Raw genomic sequence first — 22,728 nt, 5'->3', positions numbered from 1 at the left:
GCGAGGATCGACGAGAGGACTGGACCGGATGGTGTCGACAGGGACGCACAGCGACGGGGTGCCGGTGGTGGCCTACCGGATCGCCCGCGCGTCGGGCGAGGTCCTGGCCGCGCGGCAGGACCGGCTGGACTTCTACGCCGCCTCGACGGTGAAGCTCGCGGTACTGGTCGCGGCGGCCCGCGCGCTCGACGCGGGGACGGCGAGCCTGACCGAGACCTGCACCGCGACCCGCACGTTCACCTCCCAGGTGCCCGGCGCGGGCGAGTACACGATCGAGCCCGACGACGTCGACAGCGGCCTGCCGCCGGACGGCACCCCGATGCCGCTGGGCGACGTCGTCGAACGCATGATCGTGGTCTCGTCCAACGAGGCGACCAACATCGTGGCCGAGCGGGTGGGCCTGCCCGCCGTGAACAAGGTCCTGGCCGACGCCGGTGCCGCCGGCTCGGTCTTCGGCCGCAAGTACTCCGACCTGGCCGCGGAACAGGCGGGCGCTTCGCACCGCACGACGGCGGCCGACCTGTGCCTCCTCATGTCCGCCCTGGTCACGGGCAGGCTGGCCGGCCCGGAACGGACCGCGTGGATGTGCGAGATGCTCGGCCGCCAGACCGACCGCCAGCTCACCGCGGCCGTACCGCATGGCGTCCCGTTCGGCTCGAAGTCCGGCTGGGTGGACGGCATCCGGCACGACGTCGCGTTCGTGGGCGCGCCGGGTCCGGACGCCCTGGTGATCGCGGTGTGCACGCGCGGCTACGACGAGCAGGCGGCCGAGGAGACCCTCAAGTCCCTGGGCGCCCTGGCACTCTCTCTCACCAACTCTTCGCCGAAGTAGAGCGTGTGTCCCGGACACACGCTCTACTTCGCGGCATGTGAGTCAGCGAGGTAGAGCGTGTGTCCGGGACACACGCTCTACTTCGGCGACAAAGAGGTCAGCCCAGCAGGGCGTGGATCGTCCAGAGGCCTTCCGCGACCTCCGTGAAGCTTGTGCTCAGTGGCGAGAGGCCCACGCGCAGGCCCTGCGGCGGGCGGAAGTCCGGCACGACGCCGCGAGCCCAGGCCTCCGCGACGACGCGCCTGAAGTCCGGGTGGTCGAGCATGATGTGGCTCCCCCGGCGTTCCGGGTCGCGCGGCGAGGCCACCCGCACACCGGCCAGGTACTCGTCGGCGATCTCCATCGCGAACCCGGTCAGCGCCAGCGACTTCGCGCGCACCGCCGGCATGCCGGCCTCCTCGACGAGCGCCAGCATGTCGCGCATCGGCAGCATGCCGATCACCGGCGGCGTGCCGCTGATGAGCTGCCGGATCCCGGTCGCGGGCTCGTACTCTGGCCCCATCGCGAACGGGTCGGCCGCCCCCATCCAGCCCTGGACCGGCTGCCGCACCTCGTCCTGCAGGCCCGCCGCCAGGTAGGCGAACGCGGGCGACCCCGGCCCCCCGTTGAGGTACTTGTAGGTGCAGCCGACGGCGATGTCCACCCCGCCGGCGTCCAGGTCCAGCGGGACCGAGCCCGCGGAGTGGCACAGGTCCCACAGGACGAGCGCCCCGGCGTCGTGCACGATCCGCGTGATCGCCGGCAGATCGGCGACGTACCCGGACTTGTAGGCGACGTGGCTGAGCAGGACCAGGGCGGTGTCCGGCCCGACGGCGTCCGCCACGTCCTGCGGCGTCACACCCGCCTCGGCGTCCGGCGTGATCCAGCGGAGCTCCAGGCCGCGCTCGGCGGCGATGCCCTGCAGCACGAACCGGTCGGTGGGGAAGTTCTCGGTGTCGGCGACGATCACGCGGCGCCCGGGGCGCGCGTCGACCGCGGCGCGGGCGAGCTTGTAGAGCAGCACCGTCGTGGAGTCGGCGACGACGGTCTGCCCCGGCGCCGCGCCCAGCACCACGCGGCCGAGGGTGTCGCCGAGCTCGGTCGGCGCGTCCATCCAGCCCTCATCCCACGACCGGATCAGGCGCGCCGCCCACGGCCCATCGACGAAGGAGGCGAGCCGCTCGCGCGTGGCGGTCAGCGGCCGGCCCAGCGAGTTGCCGTCCAGGTAGGCGATCAGGCCCTCGCTCGGGGCGAAGCGGTCGCGGTAGCGGGCGAGCGGGTCGCCCGCGTCGAGCGCGGCGGCCCGTTCGCGCAGAGCGGCGGGCAGGTTCACGGGCGGGGCGGCGGATGCAGCGGGGACTGTCACGAAGGCTCCAGGTCGATCGGCTTCGGCCCGAGCGTACGTCCTGCACAGGCCGCGGCCGAACCAGGTGCCGGCGTCGGACCCTTGACGCCCCAACCGCACCGTCAGTAAAGTCCGTACCGCTCCAGCGCAAAAACTCTACAAGTGACTGCACGTTTATCAACAGCAGCACGGCAAGTACCGACGATTCATCAGACGACGACACCCCGTCAACGACGACGGGAGATCGGGGACGACGATGTTCCGCTCCACGACGCCACGCCACGCAACGGGCCCCGGGCCCAGACCGGGACGAGCTCCCGCGCTCCTGGCACTGCTCACCGCCGCGGCCCTCACGGCCGCAGGGCTCGCTCCGGTGACGGCCGCCGCCGCGCCCGTCGTTCTCTCTGCGGGCGCGCCCGCGGCCGCGAGCAGCAACAACGCGCCCTACCTGGCCGGCAACCTGACCGACGGCAACCAGGCGACCTACTGGGAGTCCACCAACAACAGCTTCCCGCAGTGGGCCCAGGTCGACCTGGGCGCGGGGGCCACCGTCGAGGAGGTCGTCCTCAAGCTCCCCGCCGCCTGGGAGGCCCGGACACAGACCCTGTCGGTACAGGCCGGAGCCGACGGTGCGTCCTTCACCACGCTCGCCGCGAGCGCCCAGCGGCGGTTCGACCCGGCGTCGGGCAACACGGTGACGATCGACGTGCCGAACACGGCGGCGCGCTACCTGCGCGTCGCCATCACCGCGAACACCGGCTGGTCCGCGGGCCAGCTCTCCGAGCTCGAGGTGCGCGGCACGCGCGACGCCCCCGACCCGGAGGAGCCGGTAGAGGGCACTGACCTCGCCCCGGGCCGCCCCGTCGCGGCCTCGTCGACCGAGTGGAACTACGTGGCGAGCAACGCCAACGACGGCAACACCTCGACCTACTGGGAGGGCGCGGGCGGCCAGTACCCGAGCACGCTCGCGGTGACGCTGGAGTCGGCGGCCACGCTGAGCGACGTCGTCGTGAAGCTGCCCCCGGCCACCGCCTGGGGACCACGGACCCAGACCTTCGAGGTGCAGGGCCGTACGGGGACCGGTGACGCGTGGGCCACGCTCGCACCGTCCGCCGCACGGGCCTTCTCCCCCGCCACGGGCAACACCGTGACCGTCCCGGTCACTGGTACCGCGCGCGAGGTGCGTCTGCGGTTCACGGGCAACACCGGTTCGGGCAACGGTCAGGTGGCCGAGCTCCAGGTGTTCGGCGCACCGGCAGCGAACCCCAACCTCACGGTCACGGGTGTCTCGGCGACCCCGGCGACGCCGACCGAGTCCGACGACGTCACGCTGTCCGCCACGGTGCGGAACATCGGGACGCTGGGCTCGCCGGCGACGAACGTCGCGCTCACCGTGGACGGTGAGACGGAGGCGACCGTACCGGTCGGCGCCCTCGCAGCCGGCGCCACAGCAGCTGTCAGCGCGAACGTCGGGGCGCTGCCCGCCGGCTCCTACGAGATCGGTGCCGCGGTCGACCCGTCGAACACCGTTTCCGAGCAGTCCGAGAACGACAACGAGTACGTCAGACCAGATCCGCTGGTGGTCGCCCAGATCGCCAGCTCCGACCTGGTCCCGACGGTGTCGTGGACGCCGAGCACCCCCGCGGCGGGCGAGACGGTCACCTTCTCGGCGACGATCGCGAACCGCGGCACGGTCGCCACCTCGTCCGGGGCGCACGGCCTCACCGTCGTCGTGAAGAACTCGTCGGGAACGACGGTGCGCACCCTTACGGGCTCGGTCTCCGGCACCATCGCTGCCGGCGCCACCAGCCAGAGTGTGAACCTGGGCACCTGGCCGGCCGCCGACGGCTCCTACGACGTCACGATCACCGCCGCTCCCGACTCGACGGAGGTCGAGGCGCGGCGCGCGAACAACGAGGCGACGCAGTCGCTGTTCATCGGCCGCGGCGCCAACATGCCGTTCGACACCTACGAGGCGGAGGACGGCGTGACCGGCGGCGGGGCGGTCGCCATCGGGCCGAACCGGGTGGTCGGCGACCTCGCGGGCGAGGCGTCCGGGCGCCGAGCGGTCACGCTCGACGCGACGGGTGAGTACGTCCAGTGGACCACGCGGGCGCCCACCAACTCCCTGGTGGTGCGGTTCTCCATGCCCGACGCCGCGGGCGGCGGCGGTACGAACTCCACGCTGGCCGTGTACGTGGACGGCCAGTTCCTCAAGAACATCGACCTGACCTCGCGGTACGCGTGGCTGTACGGCCCGGAGGCGAACCCAGGCAACCAGCCGGGACAGGGCGCGCCACGGCACATCTACGACGAGGCGAACGCCCTGCTCGGCACCACCGTCCAGGCCGGGCACACCATCCGCCTGCAGAAGACCGCGAGCAACACCAGCACGTACACCGTGGACTTCGTCGACCTGGAGCAGGTGACGCCGCAGGCCAACCCGGACCCCGCCCGCTACATCCAGCCCACGGGCTTCACGCACCAGGACGTGCAGAACGCGCTCGACCGGTTCCGCATGGACACCACCGGCAACCTGGCCGGCGTCTACCTGCCTGCGGGCGACTACCAGACCGCGAGCAAGTTCCAGGTCTACGGCAAGGCGGTAGACATCGTGGGCGCCGGGCCGTGGTTCACGCGCTTCCATGCGCCGGCCGCGCAGGAGAACACAGACATCGGCTTCCGGGCCGAGGGCACGGCGAACGGCTCGACGTTCCGCGACTTCGCCTACTTCGGCAACTACACCTCGCGGATCGACGGCCCCGGCAAGGTGTTCGACTTCGCCAACGTGTCCGACATGACCATCGACAACATCTGGGTCGAGCACATGATCTGCATGTTCTGGGCCGCCAACATGGACGGCTCGGAGATCAAGGACTCCCGGATCCGGAACACCTTCGCGGACGCCCTGAACATGACCAACGGCAGCGCGAACAACCACGTGCACAACAACCAGGCACGCGGCACCGGGGACGACTCGTTCGCGCTGTTCGCCGCCACCGACGCCGGTGGCAGCGGCCAGCGGGGCAACGTGTTCGAGAACCTGACGTCCACGAACACCTGGCGGGCCGCCGGCCTCGCCGTCTACGGCGGGCAGGACAACACGTTCCGCAACATCTACATCGCGGACACGCTCGTCTACTCCGGCGTGACCATCAGCTCGCTGGACTTCGGGTACCCGATGGAGGGGTTCGGCCCGGCGCCGACCCGGTTCGAGGGCATCTCCGTGGTGCGTTCGGGCGGACACTTCTGGGGCGCGCAGGTGTTCCCGGCGGTGTGGCTGTTCTCGGCGTCGAAGACGTTCACGGCTATCCGGGTCAACGACCTCGACATCGTGGACCCGACGTACTCCGGGATCATGTTCCAGACCCAGTACCTGGGCGGGCAGCCGGTCAACCCGATCCGGGACACCGTGTTCACCGACGTGTCGATCACCGGTGCCCAGCGCAGCGGTGACCAGTACGACGCGAGGTCCGGGTACGGGATCTGGGCCAACCCGATGCCGGAACAGGGGCAGGGGCCGGCGGTCGGTTCGGCGACGTTCAACGGCCTGACGCTGCAGAACAACTACCGCGACATCGAGAACCCGACGTCGACGTTCACGATCACCCGCAACTGACCGGTTCGCCGAGGTAGAGCGTGTGTCCGCGACACACGCTCTACCTCGGCGGCCGGCAGACCGCGAAGTAGAGCGTGTGTCCCGGACACACGCTCTACTTCGCCGAACGGGGGAGGTGGCGGGAGGCGCGGAGCCAGGTGATGAGGTCCGCGGCCGTCTCCGGGAGCGGGAGGGGCGCTTCCAGCGCGGGGGCCGACGGCGGGCCGAGGACCGCGCGCCGCAGGGCCTCACCCTCAAGAACCCGCCCGAGCAGCTCGATCTCACGCTCGTTGACACCGACCGGCGTCGGACCGTTGCCCATGTCCGTGCCGTAGACGAGGGTGCCGCCCGCCGCGACGAAGCGCCGCGCGTTGTCGAGCGCCCGCTCCAGCCCGGCCGGCCGGCCGGGCCCGTCATGGATCGCGAACGTGGAGACCCAGGTCATGCGGGCAGCCCGGGCGATCACCTCGTCAGGGAGCGGATCGGTCCACGGCACGTGCACCAGCATGTCCGCGCCCGCGTCGACCGCGCGTTCGGCCTGACCAGCACCCTCGGCGTGCACGAGCACCGGCAACCCCGCCGACCGCGCCTCGTCGATCAGCGCGCGCAGGACGTCGTCGGGCAGCAGGGGCATACCCGCGTGCAGGGCCACCTTCACCGCGAACCCGCCCGCGGCGACGACGTCGGCTACCGCCTCGGCGGCCTCGCGCGGCGTCGCGACATGCCGCACCGCGGCATCCGGCGCCCACGACCGGCCGGTGGGATACCCGCCCGGCGCGGTATGGAACGGCCCGGCGTAACGCACCCGCACACCCGACGGCGGGTCGGCCGCCCAGGCGGCCACCTCGCGCGGGTCCCAGCCCAGGTCGTGCGCCTCGGTGACCGGGCCGTCCGCGAGGAGCGCGCGATCGACCAGGCCCAGGTGCACATGGCGGTCGACGACGCCGGGGAGCGTCACCTCCGGCACTCCGCCGGGCACGCCGTCACCCACCGAGCGGGCCGTCGATCTCGGTGCGCACGGAGATGAGCTCGGGGAAGAACGTCAGGTCCAGGGCCCGCTTGAGGAAGCCGACGCCGCTCGACCCGCCGGTGCCGGTCTTGAAGCCGATGGTCCGCTGCACGGTGCGCAGGTGGCGGAACCGCCACAGCTGGAACGCGTCCTCGATGTCGACCAGGTCCTCGCACGCCTCGTACAGCTCCCAGTTGTCGTGCGGATCCTCGTAGATCGTCTTGAAGACCTTGATCAGCTCCGGGTGCTCGACCCATGCCTGCGTGACGTCGCGGTCCAGGATCTCGGCCGGGACGGGATGCCCGCGCCGGGCCAGCAGCCGCAGGAACGCGTCGTACACGGTGGGCTCGGCCAGGAGCTGCGCCAGCTGCGCGTGCACCTCGGGCTTGTCGCGGAACACCTGCAGCATCCCGGCGTTCTTGTTGCCCAGCAGGAACTCGACGGCGCGGTACTGGTGCGACTGGAAGCCCGACGACTGCCCCAGCGACCCCCGGAACTCCGCGTACTCGCTGGGCGTGAGGGTGGCCAGCACCGACCACTGCTCGGTGATGGTGCGCTGGATGTGCTTCACGCGGGCCAGGCCCTTGAGCGCCCGCGACAGGTCGTCACTGTCGAGGAATCCGCGGACGGCACGCAGCTCGTGCACCACCAGCTTGAGCCACAGCTCGGTGGTCTGGTGCTGGATGATGAACAGCAGCTCGTCGTGGTGCGGAGGGTCGCTCATCGGGTGCTGTGCCGAGAGGAGCGCGTCGAGCCCCAGGTAGGAGCCGTAGTCCATCTCGTCGCGGAAGTCCGTGCGGATGGAGGCCTCGATGGGCCGAGTATTACCAGTCACGTCTGGAGCGTAACCCCGCGCTGCCACGTGCCGGCATGCCCGCAGGTCAGGCCGCCTGGGCCTCGTCCCGGTTCGGGTTCTCGAACGCCTCCGCCATCAGCGCGATCTCCTCGGGCGGGAGCGACATGTCGCGCGCTACCCGCGACCAGCCGGACGTCGCAGCCGCGACCTCGGCCAGCACCCGCCGGGCGTCTTCCTGCCGCAGGCCGTACGAGTCCGCGGTGGCCAGCAGCACGCGCACGTCCCGGTCGATGCGTGTGTCGCCGGGGCGCAGCGGCGTCGACTCCGCGACGGCGAACGGGTTGGGGTTCACGTCGAAGAGCGGCGAGAGCGACCAGCCGTCGGAGCGGCGCAGGAAGCCGTGGTTCTTCATGTGGTCGTCCACGTTGCGCACGAGCAGCGTGAACGCCACCCGGCGGAACAGGTCGTGCCCGTCCGTGGCCGGCCTGCCCGAGTGGTCCGCCAGCGTCTCCGCGAGCGTTCGATAGTCGATGACCTCGAAGAACGCCTTCTGCGTGAGGCTGTCGGCGGACAGGAACCCGATGCGCCCACCGTCCGGACGTCGGTCGAACCGGCGCGTCAGCAGGATGGAGCGCGCCGGGCCGATGCGGTGCAGCCGCGCCACCGGGACCTCGATACCCGCGTCCGAAGCCAGCCGCAGCGTCAGGTACTCCCAGGCCTGCACGTCCCACCGGTCGCCGCTCTCCGGCAGCTTGGCCATCCACAGGTCGCCGGCGCTGTCCTTCACCGTCACCTTGGGTCGCGCCCCGCCCATCGAGGTCCCGGCCGCGACCAGGAGCCGCACGTCGTGGTCGGTCTCCCGGTGCTGCGCGACGGCGTCCGCCGCCGCCGTCAGCGACGGCAGGTCGACCAGGTCGGGGACCTCCGCCCGCGGCGGGCCCATGAAGGTCTTGCCGTCGTCCAGCGAGAAGCGCAGCGCCCCCAGGCGGGTCTCGTCCTGCACGCCGAGCAGGAAGTCCACCTCGGTGAGGGTCATGAACCCGCGGCCCTCCGCACGAGCGGCGCGCCGCTCCGCGTTGAACAGCAGGGTGCGGCCCCACTGGTCAGGCTGGCAGTCCGCGAGGACGCCGAACAGGGGCCGATCGCTGCCGGACGGGATGTTCCCCGGCGTCAGCGGCAGCTCCGGGCACAGGGCGTACGCCCGCGCGTCGCGCAGGTAGGCGTCGTCGTAGCGGAACGTGCAGCCGACCAGGGCGCCGCCCCGGTTGAGGTGCATGTCGAGGTCACCGGCACGCGCCTGTCCGCCGCCCGGCAGCTCGACCTCGACGTGTATCGACAACGCGGTTCACCTTCTCAGCTCGGAACTCGTACCCGCTGCGGCAGGGCCCGTTCCGCGTGGAACCTGCCCATCTCGGTGGTCAGCGGATCGGTCGCGCCGACGACGGCGTCAGCCACCCCGAGCACGCGGAGCACCGCGAACGTGTTCTCCAGGCTCACCGTTCCGGTGCCCGTCTCGAGCGCGCGGAGCGTGGTGCGCGTGATACCCGCACGATCGGCGACGAGCTGGGCCGTGAGGCCGTGGATCTTGCGCCAGGCACGGACGTGGTCGCCGAGTGAGGCGAGGTCGCGCCGGGTCCGGAGGGAAGTTCTGGCCATGACTGCTCCTTTCGGTTACCAGGCTAACCGACGAGCGACGTAATGGTCACTAGGGTGACCACTATTCCTGGGATGATTGAGCGGCCGACGTGGCGGACGGCGCGGCGGCCGTCGCGGAGCCGCGTCTGGAGGTTCCCGACAAAGCAGGACGGGCCGCCCCACGGTGTGGGACGGCCCGTCGCGCGCGACGTTCAGCGATGCGTCACTGCGACGCCGCCTGGTTGTTGATCGTGGCCGTCTCCAGCGCACCGACCGACAGGTCGTGCTTCGCGAGGATCTTGGCGTACGTGCCGTCGTCGATGATGCTCTGCACGGCAGCCTGGTAGGCCCGCACCAGCTCGACGTCGCCCTTCAGGAACCGGAAGCCCAGGGGCGTCGGGTTGAGGAGCTCGGTGTTGGCGACCTCGAAGACGTCGCCGGAGCCGATCTGCTTCGCGTTGTACCGGCCGGTCGACCACTGCGTGAGCTCTGCGTCCGCCTTGCCTGCCTCGACCTGGGCGAGCGCCTCGGCGTCAGACCCGAACTCGAGCACGGTGACGGGCTTGGCCTGGCACTCGGCCGAGTTCAGCGCGGCAAGCGCGTCGGCCTGCGTGGACTCGCCGAGCACCGCTACCGGCCGGCCGCACAGGTCCGCGAGCGTCTTGATTCCCTTGGGATTTCCCGCGGGGACCATGATCGCGTCGCTGTCGTTGTAGTAGTTGACGAAGTCGGAGTCGAGCTGTCGCTCCGGGGTGTCGGACATGGCGGCAGCCACGACGTCGACATTGCTCGCGTACAGCTCAGGGACCAGCGAGTCCCACGGCATGTCGCTGAACGTGTACTTCAGGCCCAGCCGGTCCGAGGCGGCGTCGAACAGGTCGATCTCGAACCCGACGATGCGTCCCGCCTCGTTCGTGTACTCGAAGGGCGGGTAGCCCGACTCCGTGCCGACGGTGATGCGCGTGGACTCGGCCAGCAGCTCACCGGGCAGCATCGCACGCAGGTCCGGATCCGCCTGGACCTGCTCCGCGGCTTCCGCCGTCTCGTCCGAGCTGGCCGAGCAGCCGGTCAGCAGCGCTCCGAGTGCGGCTGCTGCCGTGATCGAGCCGATGACCGCACGCGTGCGGTGTCCGAGAGCCATGCGGGGTCCTCCACACAAAAAAGACATGATGAGCGAGTTACGCGGGTGGAGCCTATACGTTCCCGGCCAGTTGCTGTGAATTCGAGTTTCACCTACGCCCACATGCCGCGACACCAGGGCTCAAGCGCTGGTGCCGACCTTAGCCGCCGCCCCGACGTCCGCCAGAATCACCGCATCGATTAGGCCCCTGGCCCATTCCAGGACCTCGGTGCCACGCAGCGGCCGGCCGCCGATCCGCGCGGTGGTGGGGAACGGTACGAGGATCGCCCGGATGGCGGGCTTGAGCACGGTCCCGGGGTAGAGCCGCTTGAGGCGCAGCTGCGCCGACTCGGGCAGGCTCACCGGCGCGAACCGGACGAACTTGCCCTGTGCGGTGATGTCCGTGAGCCCCGCCTGACGTGCGTGGTTGCGGAAGCCCGCGACGTCGAACAGCGCGTCCGCGACGTCGGGCAGCGCACCGTACCGGTCGGTGAGCTCGGCGCGCACCTCGTCGAGGGCCGCGGCGTCGTGCGCGGTGGCGATCTTCTTGTACGCCTCCAGCCGCAGCCGTTCCGTGGCGATGTAGGACTCGGGCAGGTGCGCGTCGACGGGCAGCTCGATGGTGACCTCGGGGGCCTCCTCCTCGGCGTCGCCGCGGAACGCGGAGACCGCCTCGCCCACCATGCGCACGTAGAGGTCGAACCCGACCCCGGCGATGTGGCCGGACTGCTCGCCGCCGAGCAGGTTGCCCGCACCGCGGATCTCGAGGTCCTTCATGGCGATCTGCATGCCCGCCCCGAGGTCGGTGTGGGCGGCCATGGTCGCGAGCCGGTCGTGCGCCGTCTCGGTGAGCGGCTTCTCCGGCGGGTAGAGGAAGTACGCGTAGGCGCGCTCACGCCCACGGCCCACCCGGCCCCTGAGCTGGTGCAGCTGGGACAGGCCCAGCATGTCGGAGCGCTCCAGGATCAGGGTGTTGGCGTTGGAGATGTCCAGGCCGGTCTCGATGATCGTGGTGCACACGAGGACGTCGAGCTCCTTCTCCCAGAAGGCGCGGATGACCCGGTCGAGCTCGTGCTCGCCCATCTTGCCGTGGGCCACGCCGATGCGAGCCTCGGGCACGAGCTCGTTGAGCCGGGACGCGGTGCGCTGGATGGTCTCCACCTTGTTGTGCACGTAGAAGACCTGGCCCTCGCGCAGGAGCTCGCGCCGCAGCGCGGCCGCGATCTGCTTCTCCTCGAAGGCGCCGACGTAGGTGAGCACCGGGTGCCGCTCCTCCGGGGGCGTGGCCAGCGTCGACATCTCGCGGATGCCGGTCACCGCCATCTCGAGCGTGCGCGGGATCGGGGTCGCGGACATGGCCAGCACGTCCACGTTGGTGCGCAGCTGCTTGAGCGTCTCCTTGTGCTCGACGCCGAAGCGCTGCTCCTCGTCGATGACCACGAGACCCAGGTCCTTGAACTGGACGGACCCGGTGATGAGGCGGTGCGTGCCGATGACTATGTCGACGCTGCCGTCCTTGAGGCCGGCCAGCGTCTCCTCGGACTCCTTCGCCGACTGGAAGCGGCTCAGCGCCCGCACGTTCACCGGGAACCCGGTGTACCGCTCGGAGAACGTCTCGAAGTGCTGCTGCACCAGGAGCGTCGTGGGGACCAGGATGGCGACCTGCTTGCCGTCCTGCACCGCCTTGAACGCGGCCCGGATGGCGATCTCCGTCTTGCCGTACCCGACGTCGCCGCACACCAGTCGGTCCATCGGCACGGACTTCTCCATGTCGGCCTTGACCTCGTCGATCGTCGCGAGCTGGTCCGGGGTCTCGACGTAGGCGAAGGCGTCCTCGAGCTCACGCTGCCACGGGGTGTCCGGCCCGTACGCGTGGCCCTGCGTGGCCATGCGCGCGCTGTAGAGCCGGATGAGCTCGCTCGCGATCTCCTTGACGTGCTTGCGCGCCTTGGCCTTGGTGTTCTTCCAGTCAGCACCGCCCATCTTGGACAGCGACGGCGACTCCCCGCCGGTGTACTTGGTGACCTGGTCGAGCTGGTCGGTGGGCACGAACAGGCGGTCACCCGGCTGGCCGCGCTTGCTGCTCGCGTACTCGATCACGAGGTACTCGCGCGTGGCACGGTTGCCGCCCGTGCCCATGGTGCGCTGCGCCATCTCGACGAACCGGCCGACGCCGTGCTGCTCGTGCACCACGAAGTCGCCGGCCTTGAGCTGGAGCGGGTCCACCACGTTGCGCCGTCGGCTGGGCATCTTGCGCATGTCGCGCGTGCCGGAGCCCGCCCGCCCGGTCAGGTCCTGCTCGGAGAAGACGGCGAGCTTGAGGTCGGGCGCCACGAAGCCCTTGCCGACGCCGCCCGCGACCACGTGCACGACGCCCGGCTCGGGCTCGTCCTCCAGCGAGATCGCCAGCCGGGCCGCGGTGCCTGCCGCCGAAAGCTGCTCCGTCATGCGCTTCGCGGGGCCGTGGCCCTCGGTCGTCAGCACGAGCCGCCAGCTCGCGACCTGCAGGCCGTGCACGTCGTCGAGCGCCCGCGCGAGGTCCCCGCGATACGACTCGACGTCCCGAGCGCTCACTACGAACGTGTCAGACGCTGAGGCCACTCCGGTGACCTGTGCGTCTGACAGGTCGTTGAGCTCCGTGTCCTGCGTGAACGACGACAGCGTCCACCAGCCTAGGGCGCGGCGGGCCGCTACCTCGCGCACCTCGGCGAACGTCGCGAAGGACGCGGCGGACAGGTCGATGGGCGCCGCACCGCCGGCCACCGCCCCGGTCCAGGCCGCGGCGAGGAACTCCTCGGTGGTCGCCACCAGGTCGTGGGCGCGACGGCGCACGCGCTCGGGCTCGTTGACCACCAGGAGCGCGTCGTCGGGGACGAGCTCCAGGACGGAGATCATGCGGTCCACCAGCACGGGCGCCAGCGACTCCATGCCCTCGACGGCGACGCCGGCGGCCAGCTTGTCGAGCATCTCGACCGCGCCCGGCAGGGTCTCGACGAGCTCTGCGGCACGCGCCCGGACGGCGTCGTCCAGCAGGATCTCGCGGCAGGGCGGCGCCCAGAGCCCGCGCTCCGCGATCTCCAGGCTGCGCTGGTCGGCCACCGCGAACCAGCGGATCTCCGTGACCTCGTCGCCCCAGAACTCGCACCGCAGCGGGTGGTCCTCCGTGGGCGGGAAGATGTCGAGGATGCCGCCGCGCACCGCGTACTCGCCGCGCCGCTCCACCATGTCGACGCGGGTGTAGGCGGCTGCGGTGAGCCGCTCGGCGACGTCGGTCAGGTCGGCCGTGGCGCCGATGTCCAGCTGGACCGGCTCGAGCTCACCGAGACCCTCGACGACCGGCTGCAGCAGCGCACGGACCGGCATGACCAGGACCCGGATCGCGCCCGCCTGCCCGTGCCCCTCGGCCGGGTGCGCCAGGCGGCGGAACACGGCGAGGCGCTTGGCCACGGTGTCCGCGCGCGGGCTGAGCCGCTCGTGCGGCAGCGTCTCCCAGGCGGGAAGCACCGCGACGTCGTCGGCCTGGTCCTCCGGGAGGTAGCTCCGCAGGCTCGCGGCCAGGTCGTCGGCCTCCCGGCCCGTCGCGGTGACCACCACGAGCGGACGCCGCCCGGACGCGGCGACGAGCAGGGGCGGGCGCACGCCCGCCGGCCCCACCACGTCCGCGAAGCCGCGGGCACGCACATGCTCGACGGCAGCGGCAGCGCCGGGATCGCGCAGAAGAGTGGGAAGCAGGCCGGTGAGGTTCATGGGTTCTGTCCTTCGAGGGCGCACGACGACGGGCCCATCACGAGCACGACCGGGTGCGGTCGACGGCGTGAGGGGCTGATCCCAGGCTACTCCCGGACACTGACAGCGCCTCCCACGGTGCTGCCGGCGCCACTGCCCTTCCGGGGTGCACTGCACGTACGATGACCCGCGATGTTCACCCCTCCCGGATCCCCGCGGCACGCAGGCGTGCCGGGGCACCGCCCCGCCGTCGGGCCGCGCACCCCCGTCCGTCTCGCCTGGCCCGACGCCGCCCGCGGCCTCGCCATCGGTCTCGTCGTGCTGTACCACGCGACCAACTGGACGTGGTCGACGGGGTACGAGGTGAGCGTGCTGCGCGAGGTGAACGAGACGCTGCGCAGCCTGCGCATGCCGCTGTTCTTCGCGGTGGCCGGCATGTTCGCCGCGAAGTGGACGGCGGTGCCGTGGTCCCGCCTGGCGCGCGGCAAGCTGCTGTTCTTCGCCTGGGTGTTCGTGCTGTGGGAGCCGATCTCCCTGGTGGTCCGCCTGCTCACCGGCTACTACCAGGTGGCAGACGCCGACTGGGGCACCCTGGGAGGCCACCTCGCCTGGTCGCTCCTGGTCCCCCGCTCCGAGCTCTGGTTCATCTGGACGCTCGCCGCGTTCTTCGTGATCGCGCGAGCGCTGCGCCGGGTGCCCGCACCCGTACAGCTCGTGCTCGCCGCCTGCGTGAGCGGGTGGGCGCTGGCCGGCTGGGACCCGGAGAGCATCGCGTGGCGGGGTACCGCGCAGTTCCTGCTCTTCTTCCTGGGTGGCCTGCACCTGCGGGCGCTGCTCGAACGGTTCGCCCAGCGGGTCACCTGGCTGTGGGCCGTGGTCGCCGTCGTCGTCTGGCTCGGGATCCAGGTGGCCGTGCGGCAGCTGGGCGTCGCCGACGTGCCCGGCCTCTACCTGCTGGCCAACATCGCGGGCGTACCGGCGGGGGTGGCCGTGAGCGTGCTGGTGTCCCGGGTGCCCGGCACCCGGTATCTGCCCAGGTCGCTCGGGTTGGAGTGGATCGGAGCGCGGACGCTGCCGGTGTTCGTCACGCATACGTCGGTGGTGCTCGGGCTGCTGTGCCTGCTGTACCGCAACGCCATCTGGATCCCCGCCCCGCAGTCGCAGTGGCTGCCGGTGGCGCTCTGGGCTGCTGCGATCGCCGTCGGGCTGGGGCTCGGTGCCCTGGCACCGAGGATCGGGGCGCGCTGGCTCTTCGCGCCTCCCCGGCGGCTCACCGGGACCACCAGCTGAACCTCGGCAAGAAGTGGCTTGTTAGTTTTTGCCGACATCTACCCTGTGCGTGACAAGTCCTGTTATTGTGTCGAACTCAGCAACGGCAAAGGCGCCGTCGCGACCCGGCGGAGCCCTGGCCTCGCCCCGGCCAGCGGGAGGTCTTGTGCGACGCATCAGACGAACGGCGGTTCTCGCGGCCGCGGTCACCGCCGCCTGCCTCAGCGCGACGGCGCTGCTGGCACCGGCTCAGGCGACACCGGAGCGGACCGCCGAGGAACAAGCCGCGGCGGCGCTCGCTGAACCCACGCTGCCCAGCCCCGAGTCAGAGGTCAATGTCACGGGCACGCCCTTCACCGGGACCCGGCCGGACGGGACCGTGTACGGCCTCATCGATGCGCACACCCACCTGTTCATGGAGGACGGCATGGGTGGCGCCGCCGTCTGCGGCAAGGTGTTCTCGGAGCAGGGGATCGCGGCGGCCCTGCGGGACTGCCCGTCGCACGAGCCGCACGGGCTCGGCGCCCTGCTGGAGAACCTGACCCGCGACGGCTCGCCCATCGGCACGCACGACACCACCGGCTGGCCCACGTTCGCCGACTGGCCCGCCTACGACTCCCTCACCCACCAGCAGATGTACTACCGCTGGGTCGAGCGGGCCTGGCGCGGCGGGCAACGCGTCATGGTCAACGACCTGGTCACCAACGGCCTGCTGTGCTCCATCAACCCGGGCACCTACCAGAGCTGCGACGAGATGACGGCGATCCGCCTCCAGGCGCAGGACACCTACGACCTGCAGGCCTATGTCGACGCGCAGTACGGCGGGGCGGGCAAGGGCTGGTTCCGGATAGTGACCACGAGCGAGCAGGCCCGCCAGGTGATCGAGGAGGGCAAGCTCGCCGTCGTGCTCGGCGTCGAGACGTCGGAGCCGTTCGGCTGCAAGCAGACCCTGCGCATCCCGAACTGCTCGCGGGCCGACATCGACGCCGGCCTCGACGAGCTGTACGACCTGGGCGTCCGATCGATGTACCTGTGCCACAAGTTCGACAACGCGCTGTGCGGCGTGCGGTTCGACGAGGGGTCCATGGGCACGATCATCAATGCCGGCCAGTTCCTCTCGACCGGCACCTGGTGGGACGCGCGCTCCTGCCCCGCCGACCAGCCGCACGACCACAACCCGGGCAACGGCGAGCTGCCGCCCGAGCTGGAGGACGACCTCCCGCCCGTGCTGCCCCTCTACCCGCCGGGGACGCTCTGCAACACCAAGGGGCTGAGCGGGCTCGGCGCCTACGCCGTCCGCGGCATGATCGAGCGCAACATGATGGTCGAGATCGACCACATGAGCGCGAAGGCCGCCGACCAGACGCTCGACATCCTGGAGGCCGAGGACTACCCCGGCGTCCTGTCCACCCACTCCTGGATGGACGAGCGGTACCTCGACCGGCTCTACGCCCTCGGTGGGTTCGCCACCATCTACGGGCACGCCGCCCACGAGTTCGTCGAGGAGTACGAGCGCACCGCACCGGTACGCGACCGGTACGGCGCGGGCATCGGCTTCGGGTTCGACATGAACGGGTTCGGCGGCACGCCGCCGCCCAGGGGTGACGCGGCCGACCCCGTCACCTACCCGTTCCGGTCGTTCGACGGCGGCACGCTGCTCGACCGGCAGACCACCGGCGAGCGCACGTGGGACATCAACGTCGACGGTGTCGCGCACTACGGGCTCGTGCCCGACTACGTCGAGGACCTGCGGCTCGTGGGCGGGCAGGAGATCATCGACGACCTGGCACGCGGCCCGGAGAGCTACCTGACGACCTGGGCGGGGGCGGAGGCGCACTGACGCGCGCCGCCGGTTGAGCAGCTCCGGTGGCCGGGCGGTCGAGAACTGGGTCTCGACCGGCCTGGCCACCGCGAGCATCACGCCTTGGCGGTGTGGAACTTCCCCTGGGCGGCGAGCAGGCCCTCGGTGACCAGCAGCTCGACGGCGTCGGCGGCGTCGTCCACCAGGATCGGCAGGTCCTTCTTCTCCGTGGTGGAGAAGTCCTTGAGCACGTGGTCCGCGGTGTCCATCCGGCCCGGCGGCCGGCCGACGCCCACCCGCACGCGGTGGTAGTCCTTGGTCCCGAGCGCCTTGGTGGTGTCGCGCAGGCCGTTGTGGCCGCCTTCGCCCCCGCCGATCTTGAGCTTGATCGTGTCGAAGGGGATGTCCACCTCGTCGTGCACCATGACCACCTGCTCGGGGTCGACGTCGTAGTACTTGGCGAGCGCGCTGACCGGACCCCCCGACGTGTTCATGTAGGTGGTGGGCTTCGCGAGGATCACGCGGGGACCGGGGGCTCCGCCGGGAAGCACGCCGAGCCGCGCCTCGGCGACGACCGCCTGCGCCCGCGCGTGCTTCGAGAAGCGCGCGCCCGTGCGCTCGGCGAGCAGGTCCAGCACCATCTGGCCCACGTTGTGCCGGTTGCCGGCGTACTTGGGGCCAGGATTGCCGAGCCCGACGACGAGCCAGGGCCGGTCGCTCATCCAGGTGTCCTTCACGGTTGGTGAGTGGTCGGCAGATTGTCAGGTGATCGGCAGTTGGAGCTACCGATCACCTGACAATCTGCCGATCACTCGGGGTGCTACGGGAGACTCAGCTCTCCGAGGACGCCTCGGCGGGCGACTCGGCGGAAGCGGCGTCGTCGTCGCCGGCCTCGCCGCGCGGCTCGGTGACGAGCACGACGACGGCCTTGGGGTCGGTGAGCAGGACCGAGCCCGCCGGGAGGGCGACGTCCTCGGCGTGGATCTGCGCGCCGGACTCGAGGCCCTCGATGGAGACCTCGACGGACTCGGGCAGGTGCGTGGCCTCGGCCTCGACCGAGAGCGTCTGCTCCTCGACGAGGTGGATGGTGCCCGGGGCCGACTCGCCGACGATGTTGACGGCGATGTCGACGGTGATCTTCTCGCCGGCGCGCACGACCTGCAGGTCGATGTGCTCGATGGTGTTGCGGACCGGGTCGCGCTGGACGTCCTTGGCGACGGCCAGCTGGCCCTTGCCGTCCACGTCGATGTTGAGCAGCACGTTGGTCTGGCGCAGCGCCAGCATGGACTCGTGGCCCGGCAGGGTCACGTGCACCGGGTCGCCACCGTGCCCGTAGAGGACAGCGGGGATCTTGTTGTCACGGCGGATGCGGCGGGCAGCGCCCTTGCCGAACTCGGTACGGGCCTCAGCGGCGAGCTTGATCTCGGCCATGGGAATTCACTCCTGGAAGGTCTGTGTGTGCAACTCGGTCGGCGGCTGCGTCGGCGCGGGACACGTGACGGGCGCGGAGCGGGGCCGTGGGACGGAGTGCTGGAGGGAACTCCAGGGGCCGCCGACGGCCGCCCAGTCGATCACGGACGCCGGCCTGGTGCTGGCGGGATCGAGTCCCGCCGCGGCCGTCAAGCGTCCCTCGCCGAGGCAACCTGACTACTGTACCCGCTCGTCGGCGCGGTCCGCACCGAGAGACGATGTGACGCCGATCGACGGCTGCGTGCGACGCGGCTTGTAGACGACCTGGACGTGGAAGACGAAGCGCAGCAGGAACGCCACGACGAGGGTCACCGCCTGCACGAGCACCGGCCACATGCCCGTGAACTCGACGAGCCACCACAGCACGGGCAGGCGGATCGCCGCCTCGGTGCCGTTGAACGCGAACGAGTGCGCGAACCGCGACCAGACGCCGCGGCCCTCGTTCCGCAGGTCGCGGAACACGAACCGCTCCTGCAGCAGGAAGTTCGTCAGGATCGTGACGACGGCGGAGATCACCGCACCCGCCACGTAGTGCACGCCCAGCCCGGTGAGGGCCCACAGGATGAGGATGTTCAGCACGGCTCCGAAGCCGCCGATGATCGCGAACCGCGACATCCGCCCGAACCGCAGGGCGGCGAGCTGTTCCAGGTAGCGCAGGCCGGTCTTGAAGGTGGCCTTGGAGTGCCCGGCGTACCGCTCGCCGAACACGAACGGCTCCTCCCCCACGGCCAGCGTGTTGCGGGCGAGGAGCTCGAGCAGGATCTTGAAGCCACGCGGGTGCAGGGCGTCGAGGTCCAGCCGGTCCACCCGGGTGGCGAAGAACCCCGTGAGCGGGTCGGTCACGTTGCGCAGCCGCACCGGGAACATCGAACGCGCCAGGAGCGCCGAGGCGATCGAGACACCGTGGCGCCACCAGCCGTCCAGGCCACCGGCGTCGCCGTCGCCGGTGTAGCGGGAGGCGACGACGATGTCGAGCCCCGCCTCGCGTCCGCGCGTGACGAGCGCGGGCACGAGCTCCGGCGGGTGCTGCAGGTCGCCGTCCATCACGACCGCCCACTCGGTGGTGACGGTCCGCAGCCCGGCCACGACGGCGCCGCTGAGCCCGCCCTCGGCCTGCTCCCGGTGCAGCAGGCGCACCGGCACCGGTGCGGTGGCCGCGACCTCGCGGATCAGGTCAGGGGTGTTGTCGGTGGAGTCGTCGACGAAGAGGATCTCCGCCAGGTCCGGCGCCCCTATCGGCGCCGGGCCGCCCTCGGGCCCGTGCAGGGCTCCCGAGGGCCGACCGTCGTCGGGCAGCACACCGAAGGCGGCGCACAGCCGCTCGGTGAGCACCCGGACGTTGGGCCCCTCGTTGAACGTGGGCACCACGACGGTGACGGTCACTGACCCTCCCAGATCGTTGTCAAGACACGGTCCTCCGTTGACCGCGTCCGAGTCAAGGGTCAGACCGTATACCCAGACAGGCGCCCGGACGGACACCCGGGCTGACCTCGAAGGATCAGGAGTTGCCGTCGAAGAGCGATGTCACCGAGCCGTCGGAGTGGACCTCGTTGATCGCCGACGCGAGCAGCGGCGCGATCGAGAGCACCTTGAGGTTGGGGAACCGGCGGTCGTCCTCGATGGGCAGGGTGTCGGTCACGACGACCTCGCGCGCACCGCACTCGGTGAGCCGCTGCGCGGCCGGGCCGGACAGCACGCCGTGCGTCGCCGCGACGGTCACGGACTTGGCGCCCGCGGCCATGATGACCTTGACGGCCTCGGCGATCGTGCCGCCGGTGTCGATGAGGTCGTCGACCAGCACGCAGTCGCGGCCCTGCACGTCACCGACGACGCGGTTGGCGACGGACTGGTTGGGCCGCGTGACGTCGCGCGTCTTGTGCACGAACGCCAGCGGGCCACCGCCCAGCTTGGAGGCCCAGATCTCGGCGACGCGGATGCGTCCGGCGTCCGGCGAGACGACCGTGACGTTCTCGACGTCCACGCGGGTGCGCACGTAGTCGACGAGGATCGGCATGGCCCACAGGTGGTCCACGGGGCCGTCGAAGAAGCCCTGGATCTGCGCGGTGTGCAGGTCCACGCTCATCAGGCGGTCGGCGCCGGCCGTCTTGAACAGGTCCGCGATGAGCCGGGCCGAGATCGGCTCGCGGCCACGGCTCTTCTTGTCCTGGCGCGCATAACCGAAGAACGGCGCGACGACCGTGACCGAGTGCGCGGAGGCCCGCTTGGCCGCGTCGACCATGAGCAGCTGCTCCATGATCCACTGGTTCACCGGCATCGTGTGCGACTGGAGCAGGAACAGGTCCATGCCACGCACCGACTCGCTGAACCGCACGTAGGTCTCGCTGTTCGCGAAGTCGTACGCGGAGACGCCGAGCAGATCGATGCCCAGCTCCTTCGCGACGTTCTTCGCCAGCTCAGGGTGTGCCCGTCCCGCTGCGAGGACGAGCGGGTGGCGGTTCGGACCGGGAGCGATGCTGGTGGACATCAGTGGGACTTTCCTTCCTTGTCGGCCCCGGGAACGGGGGCCAGGTCGGCCGGATCGGCCTGGGCAGCCGCGGCCTGCGGGGCAGTGGGCGCCCCGGCTGCATTCTGCTGGGCAAGCTGTCGCTGTGCCTGATCACCGAGACCGGACGCCACGCCGTGGGCGTTCGCCGCGGCGTCCGCGGCGGCCGTCCCCGGCCGACGACGGGCGACCCAGCCCTCGATGTTCCGCTGCTGCCCGGCGGTGACGCCGAGCGCGCCGGCGGGCACGTCCCGGCGGATCACGGAGCCGGCGGCGGTGTAGGCACCGTCACCCACCGTGACGGGCGCGACGAACATGTTGTCCGCGCCCGTGCGGGCGTGCGAGCCGATCACCGTGCGGTGCTTGTGCACGCCGTCGTAGTTCACGGTCACCGACGCCGCACCGACGTTGGAGTGCTCGCCGATGGTCGCGTCGCCCACGTAGGAGAGGTGCGGGACCTTGCTGCCCTCGCCGATCTGGGCGTTCTTGGTCTCGACGAACGTACCGATCTTGCCCTTGCGCCCCAGGCTGGTGCCGGGACGCAGGTAGGCGAACGGCCCGACGGACGCGCCCTCGCCGATGACGGCGAGCGAACCGTGCGTGCGGACGATCGTCGCGCCGACCCCCACCTCGACGTCGGTCAGGGTGGTGTCGGGGCCGATCGTGGCGCCGGTCGCGACCACCGTCGCGCCCTTGAGCTGCGTGTTCGGCAGCAGCGTGACATCAGGAGACAGCTCGACGTCGACGTCGATCCACGTGGTGGCCGGGTCCTGGACCGTGACGCCCGCGCGCTGCCACTCCTCGACGATGCGGCGGTTCATCTCGCGGGCCAGGACCGAGAGGGCCACCCGGTCGTTGACGCCCTCGACGAGCATCGGGTCGTCGGCGAGCAGCGCCCGCACGTGCAGGCCCTCGGTACGGGCGAACGCGATGACGTCGGTCAGGTAGACCTCGCCCTGCGCGTTCCGGCTGTCGAGACCGCCGAGGCCCTTGCGCAGCGTCGCGGCGTCGAACACGTAGACCGACGAGTTGATCTCCCGGATCTCGAGCTGGTCGGCGTTCGCGTCCTTGTGCTCGACGATCTCGAGCACGTCGCCGGTGTCCGGCTCGCGGACGATCCGGCCGTAGCCGGTGGCGTCGGCGACCTCGGTGGTGAGGACCGTCACCGCGTTGCCGTCGGCGCGGTGCGCCGAGAGCAGCTGGCCGAGGGTGGCGCCGTCGAGCAGCGGTACGTCGCCCGCGACGACCACGACGGCGCCCTCGACGCCGTCGCCCACGATCTCGCCGTCGGCGATACCCGCGACCACCGCGGCGGCCTGCGCCTTGGCGTCGAGCGCCGCGAGGGCGCACTGCACCGCTCGGCCCGTGCCGGGGATGTCGTCCTGGTCCACGAGGATCGCCTCGGGATCGAGCTGGCCGATCGCCTCCGCGACGAGCTCGCGCTCGTGCCGGACCACCACGGCGACCTGCAAGGGCTCGAGCTCACGAGCGGCGGTCAGCGCGTGCCCGACCATCGGCTTGCCGCCGAGCGGGTGCAGGATCTTCGGCAACGCTGACTTCATGCGGGTGCCTTGGCCGGCGGCAAGAACGATGACTGCTGCCGGCTGAGGTGTCTCGGTCACGAGTGCTCCGATCGGTGGGTTCG

The 22,728-nt window shown here is 71.1% G+C and carries 16 protein-coding genes; 4 read left to right on the top strand and 12 right to left on the bottom strand.

Annotation, left to right across the window (positions count from 1 at the left end; translation table 11 throughout):
* Positions 1-28 precede the first annotated feature (28 nt).
* A complete protein-coding gene (locus tag ACFO6V_RS24900) occupies positions 29-832 on the top strand; it encodes a serine hydrolase (protein WP_377140856.1) in 804 nt (267 codons plus the stop codon).
* A 97-nt stretch (positions 833-929) separates the two neighbouring features.
* Here ACFO6V_RS24900 and ACFO6V_RS24895 read toward each other — a convergent pair whose 3' ends face one another.
* Positions 930-2,177: a kynureninase gene (locus ACFO6V_RS24895; RefSeq protein WP_377140853.1), complete on the bottom strand. Its 1,248-nt coding sequence runs from the start codon at positions 2,175-2,177 to the stop codon at positions 930-932.
* 235 nt (positions 2,178-2,412) lie between these two features.
* Here ACFO6V_RS24895 and ACFO6V_RS24890 point away from each other — a divergent pair, with 235 nt between their 5' ends.
* Positions 2,413-5,775, top strand: coding sequence for a galactose-binding domain-containing protein (locus tag ACFO6V_RS24890; RefSeq protein WP_377140850.1), 3,363 nt, complete (start codon positions 2,413-2,415; stop codon positions 5,773-5,775).
* Positions 5,776-5,869: 94 nt separating this feature from the next.
* Here ACFO6V_RS24890 and ACFO6V_RS24885 read toward each other — a convergent pair whose 3' ends face one another.
* The 6 genes from ACFO6V_RS24885 to mfd all read right to left on the bottom strand — a co-directional run bounded on the left by ACFO6V_RS24885 (position 5,870) and on the right by mfd (position 14,061).
* Positions 5,870-6,733, bottom strand: coding sequence for an amidohydrolase family protein (locus ACFO6V_RS24885; protein WP_377140847.1), 864 nt, complete (start codon positions 6,731-6,733; stop codon positions 5,870-5,872).
* 4 nt (positions 6,734-6,737) lie between these two features.
* The gene (locus ACFO6V_RS24880) at positions 6,738-7,541 is read right to left on the bottom strand and encodes a tryptophan 2,3-dioxygenase (protein ID WP_377141164.1); all 804 of its coding nucleotides are present in this window, start codon (positions 7,539-7,541) and stop codon (positions 6,738-6,740) included.
* 103 nt (positions 7,542-7,644) lie between these two features.
* Positions 7,645-8,898: a type II toxin-antitoxin system HipA family toxin gene (locus ACFO6V_RS24875; protein ID WP_377140844.1), complete on the bottom strand. Its 1,254-nt coding sequence runs from the start codon at positions 8,896-8,898 to the stop codon at positions 7,645-7,647.
* 14 nt (positions 8,899-8,912) lie between these two features.
* Positions 8,913-9,215, bottom strand: a complete 303-nt coding sequence (locus ACFO6V_RS24870) for a helix-turn-helix transcriptional regulator (RefSeq protein WP_116676849.1) — start codon at positions 9,213-9,215, stop codon at positions 8,913-8,915.
* 202 nt (positions 9,216-9,417) lie between these two features.
* The gene (locus ACFO6V_RS24865; RefSeq protein ID WP_377140842.1) at positions 9,418-10,335 is read right to left on the bottom strand and encodes an ABC transporter substrate-binding protein; all 918 of its coding nucleotides are present in this window, start codon (positions 10,333-10,335) and stop codon (positions 9,418-9,420) included.
* Between the two features lie 120 nt (positions 10,336-10,455).
* Entirely contained in the window at positions 10,456-14,061 is a 3,606-nt protein-coding gene (gene mfd, locus ACFO6V_RS24860; RefSeq protein WP_377140839.1) for a transcription-repair coupling factor, read from the bottom strand.
* 171 nt (positions 14,062-14,232) lie between these two features.
* Here mfd and ACFO6V_RS24855 point away from each other — a divergent pair, with 171 nt between their 5' ends.
* Together ACFO6V_RS24855 and ACFO6V_RS24850 are read left to right on the top strand one after the other, a co-directional pair.
* A complete protein-coding gene (locus tag ACFO6V_RS24855) occupies positions 14,233-15,330 on the top strand; it encodes an acyltransferase family protein (RefSeq protein ID WP_377140836.1) in 1,098 nt (365 codons plus the stop codon).
* Positions 15,331-15,475: 145 nt separating this feature from the next.
* On the top strand, positions 15,476-17,149 hold the full coding sequence (locus tag ACFO6V_RS24850) for a Coagulation factor 5/8 type domain-containing protein (RefSeq protein ID WP_377140833.1): 1,674 nt from the start codon (positions 15,476-15,478) through the stop codon (positions 17,147-17,149).
* Positions 17,150-17,226: 77 nt separating this feature from the next.
* Here ACFO6V_RS24850 and pth read toward each other — a convergent pair whose 3' ends face one another.
* The 5 genes from pth to glmU all read right to left on the bottom strand — a co-directional run bounded on the left by pth (position 17,227) and on the right by glmU (position 22,645).
* Positions 17,227-17,832, bottom strand: coding sequence for an aminoacyl-tRNA hydrolase (gene pth / locus ACFO6V_RS24845; RefSeq protein ID WP_377140830.1), 606 nt, complete (start codon positions 17,830-17,832; stop codon positions 17,227-17,229).
* A 109-nt stretch (positions 17,833-17,941) separates the two neighbouring features.
* A complete protein-coding gene (locus tag ACFO6V_RS24840; protein WP_377140828.1) occupies positions 17,942-18,541 on the bottom strand; it encodes a 50S ribosomal protein L25/general stress protein Ctc in 600 nt (199 codons plus the stop codon).
* 216 nt (positions 18,542-18,757) lie between these two features.
* Complete coding sequence (locus ACFO6V_RS24835; RefSeq protein ID WP_377140825.1) at positions 18,758-19,963, bottom strand: glycosyltransferase; 1,206 nt, start codon at positions 19,961-19,963, stop codon at positions 18,758-18,760.
* 115 nt (positions 19,964-20,078) lie between these two features.
* Positions 20,079-21,065, bottom strand: a complete 987-nt coding sequence (locus tag ACFO6V_RS24830) for a ribose-phosphate diphosphokinase (RefSeq protein WP_377140822.1) — start codon at positions 21,063-21,065, stop codon at positions 20,079-20,081.
* Positions 21,065-22,645 (bottom strand): bifunctional UDP-N-acetylglucosamine diphosphorylase/glucosamine-1-phosphate N-acetyltransferase GlmU, encoded by a 1,581-nt coding sequence (glmU, locus tag ACFO6V_RS24825; protein ID WP_377140819.1) that lies wholly within the window; start codon positions 22,643-22,645, stop codon positions 21,065-21,067. Before glmU ends, ACFO6V_RS24830 begins: the two co-directional genes overlap by 1 nt.
* Positions 22,646-22,728: the final 83 nt, after the last annotated feature.

The sequence above is a fragment of the Promicromonospora alba genome (assembly GCF_042654905.1).
Taxonomy (GTDB): domain Bacteria; phylum Actinomycetota; class Actinomycetes; order Actinomycetales; family Cellulomonadaceae; genus Promicromonospora; species Promicromonospora alba.
The sequence above is the reverse complement of the archived record's forward strand: the minus strand, read 5'-3'. Positions and strand labels throughout refer to the sequence as shown.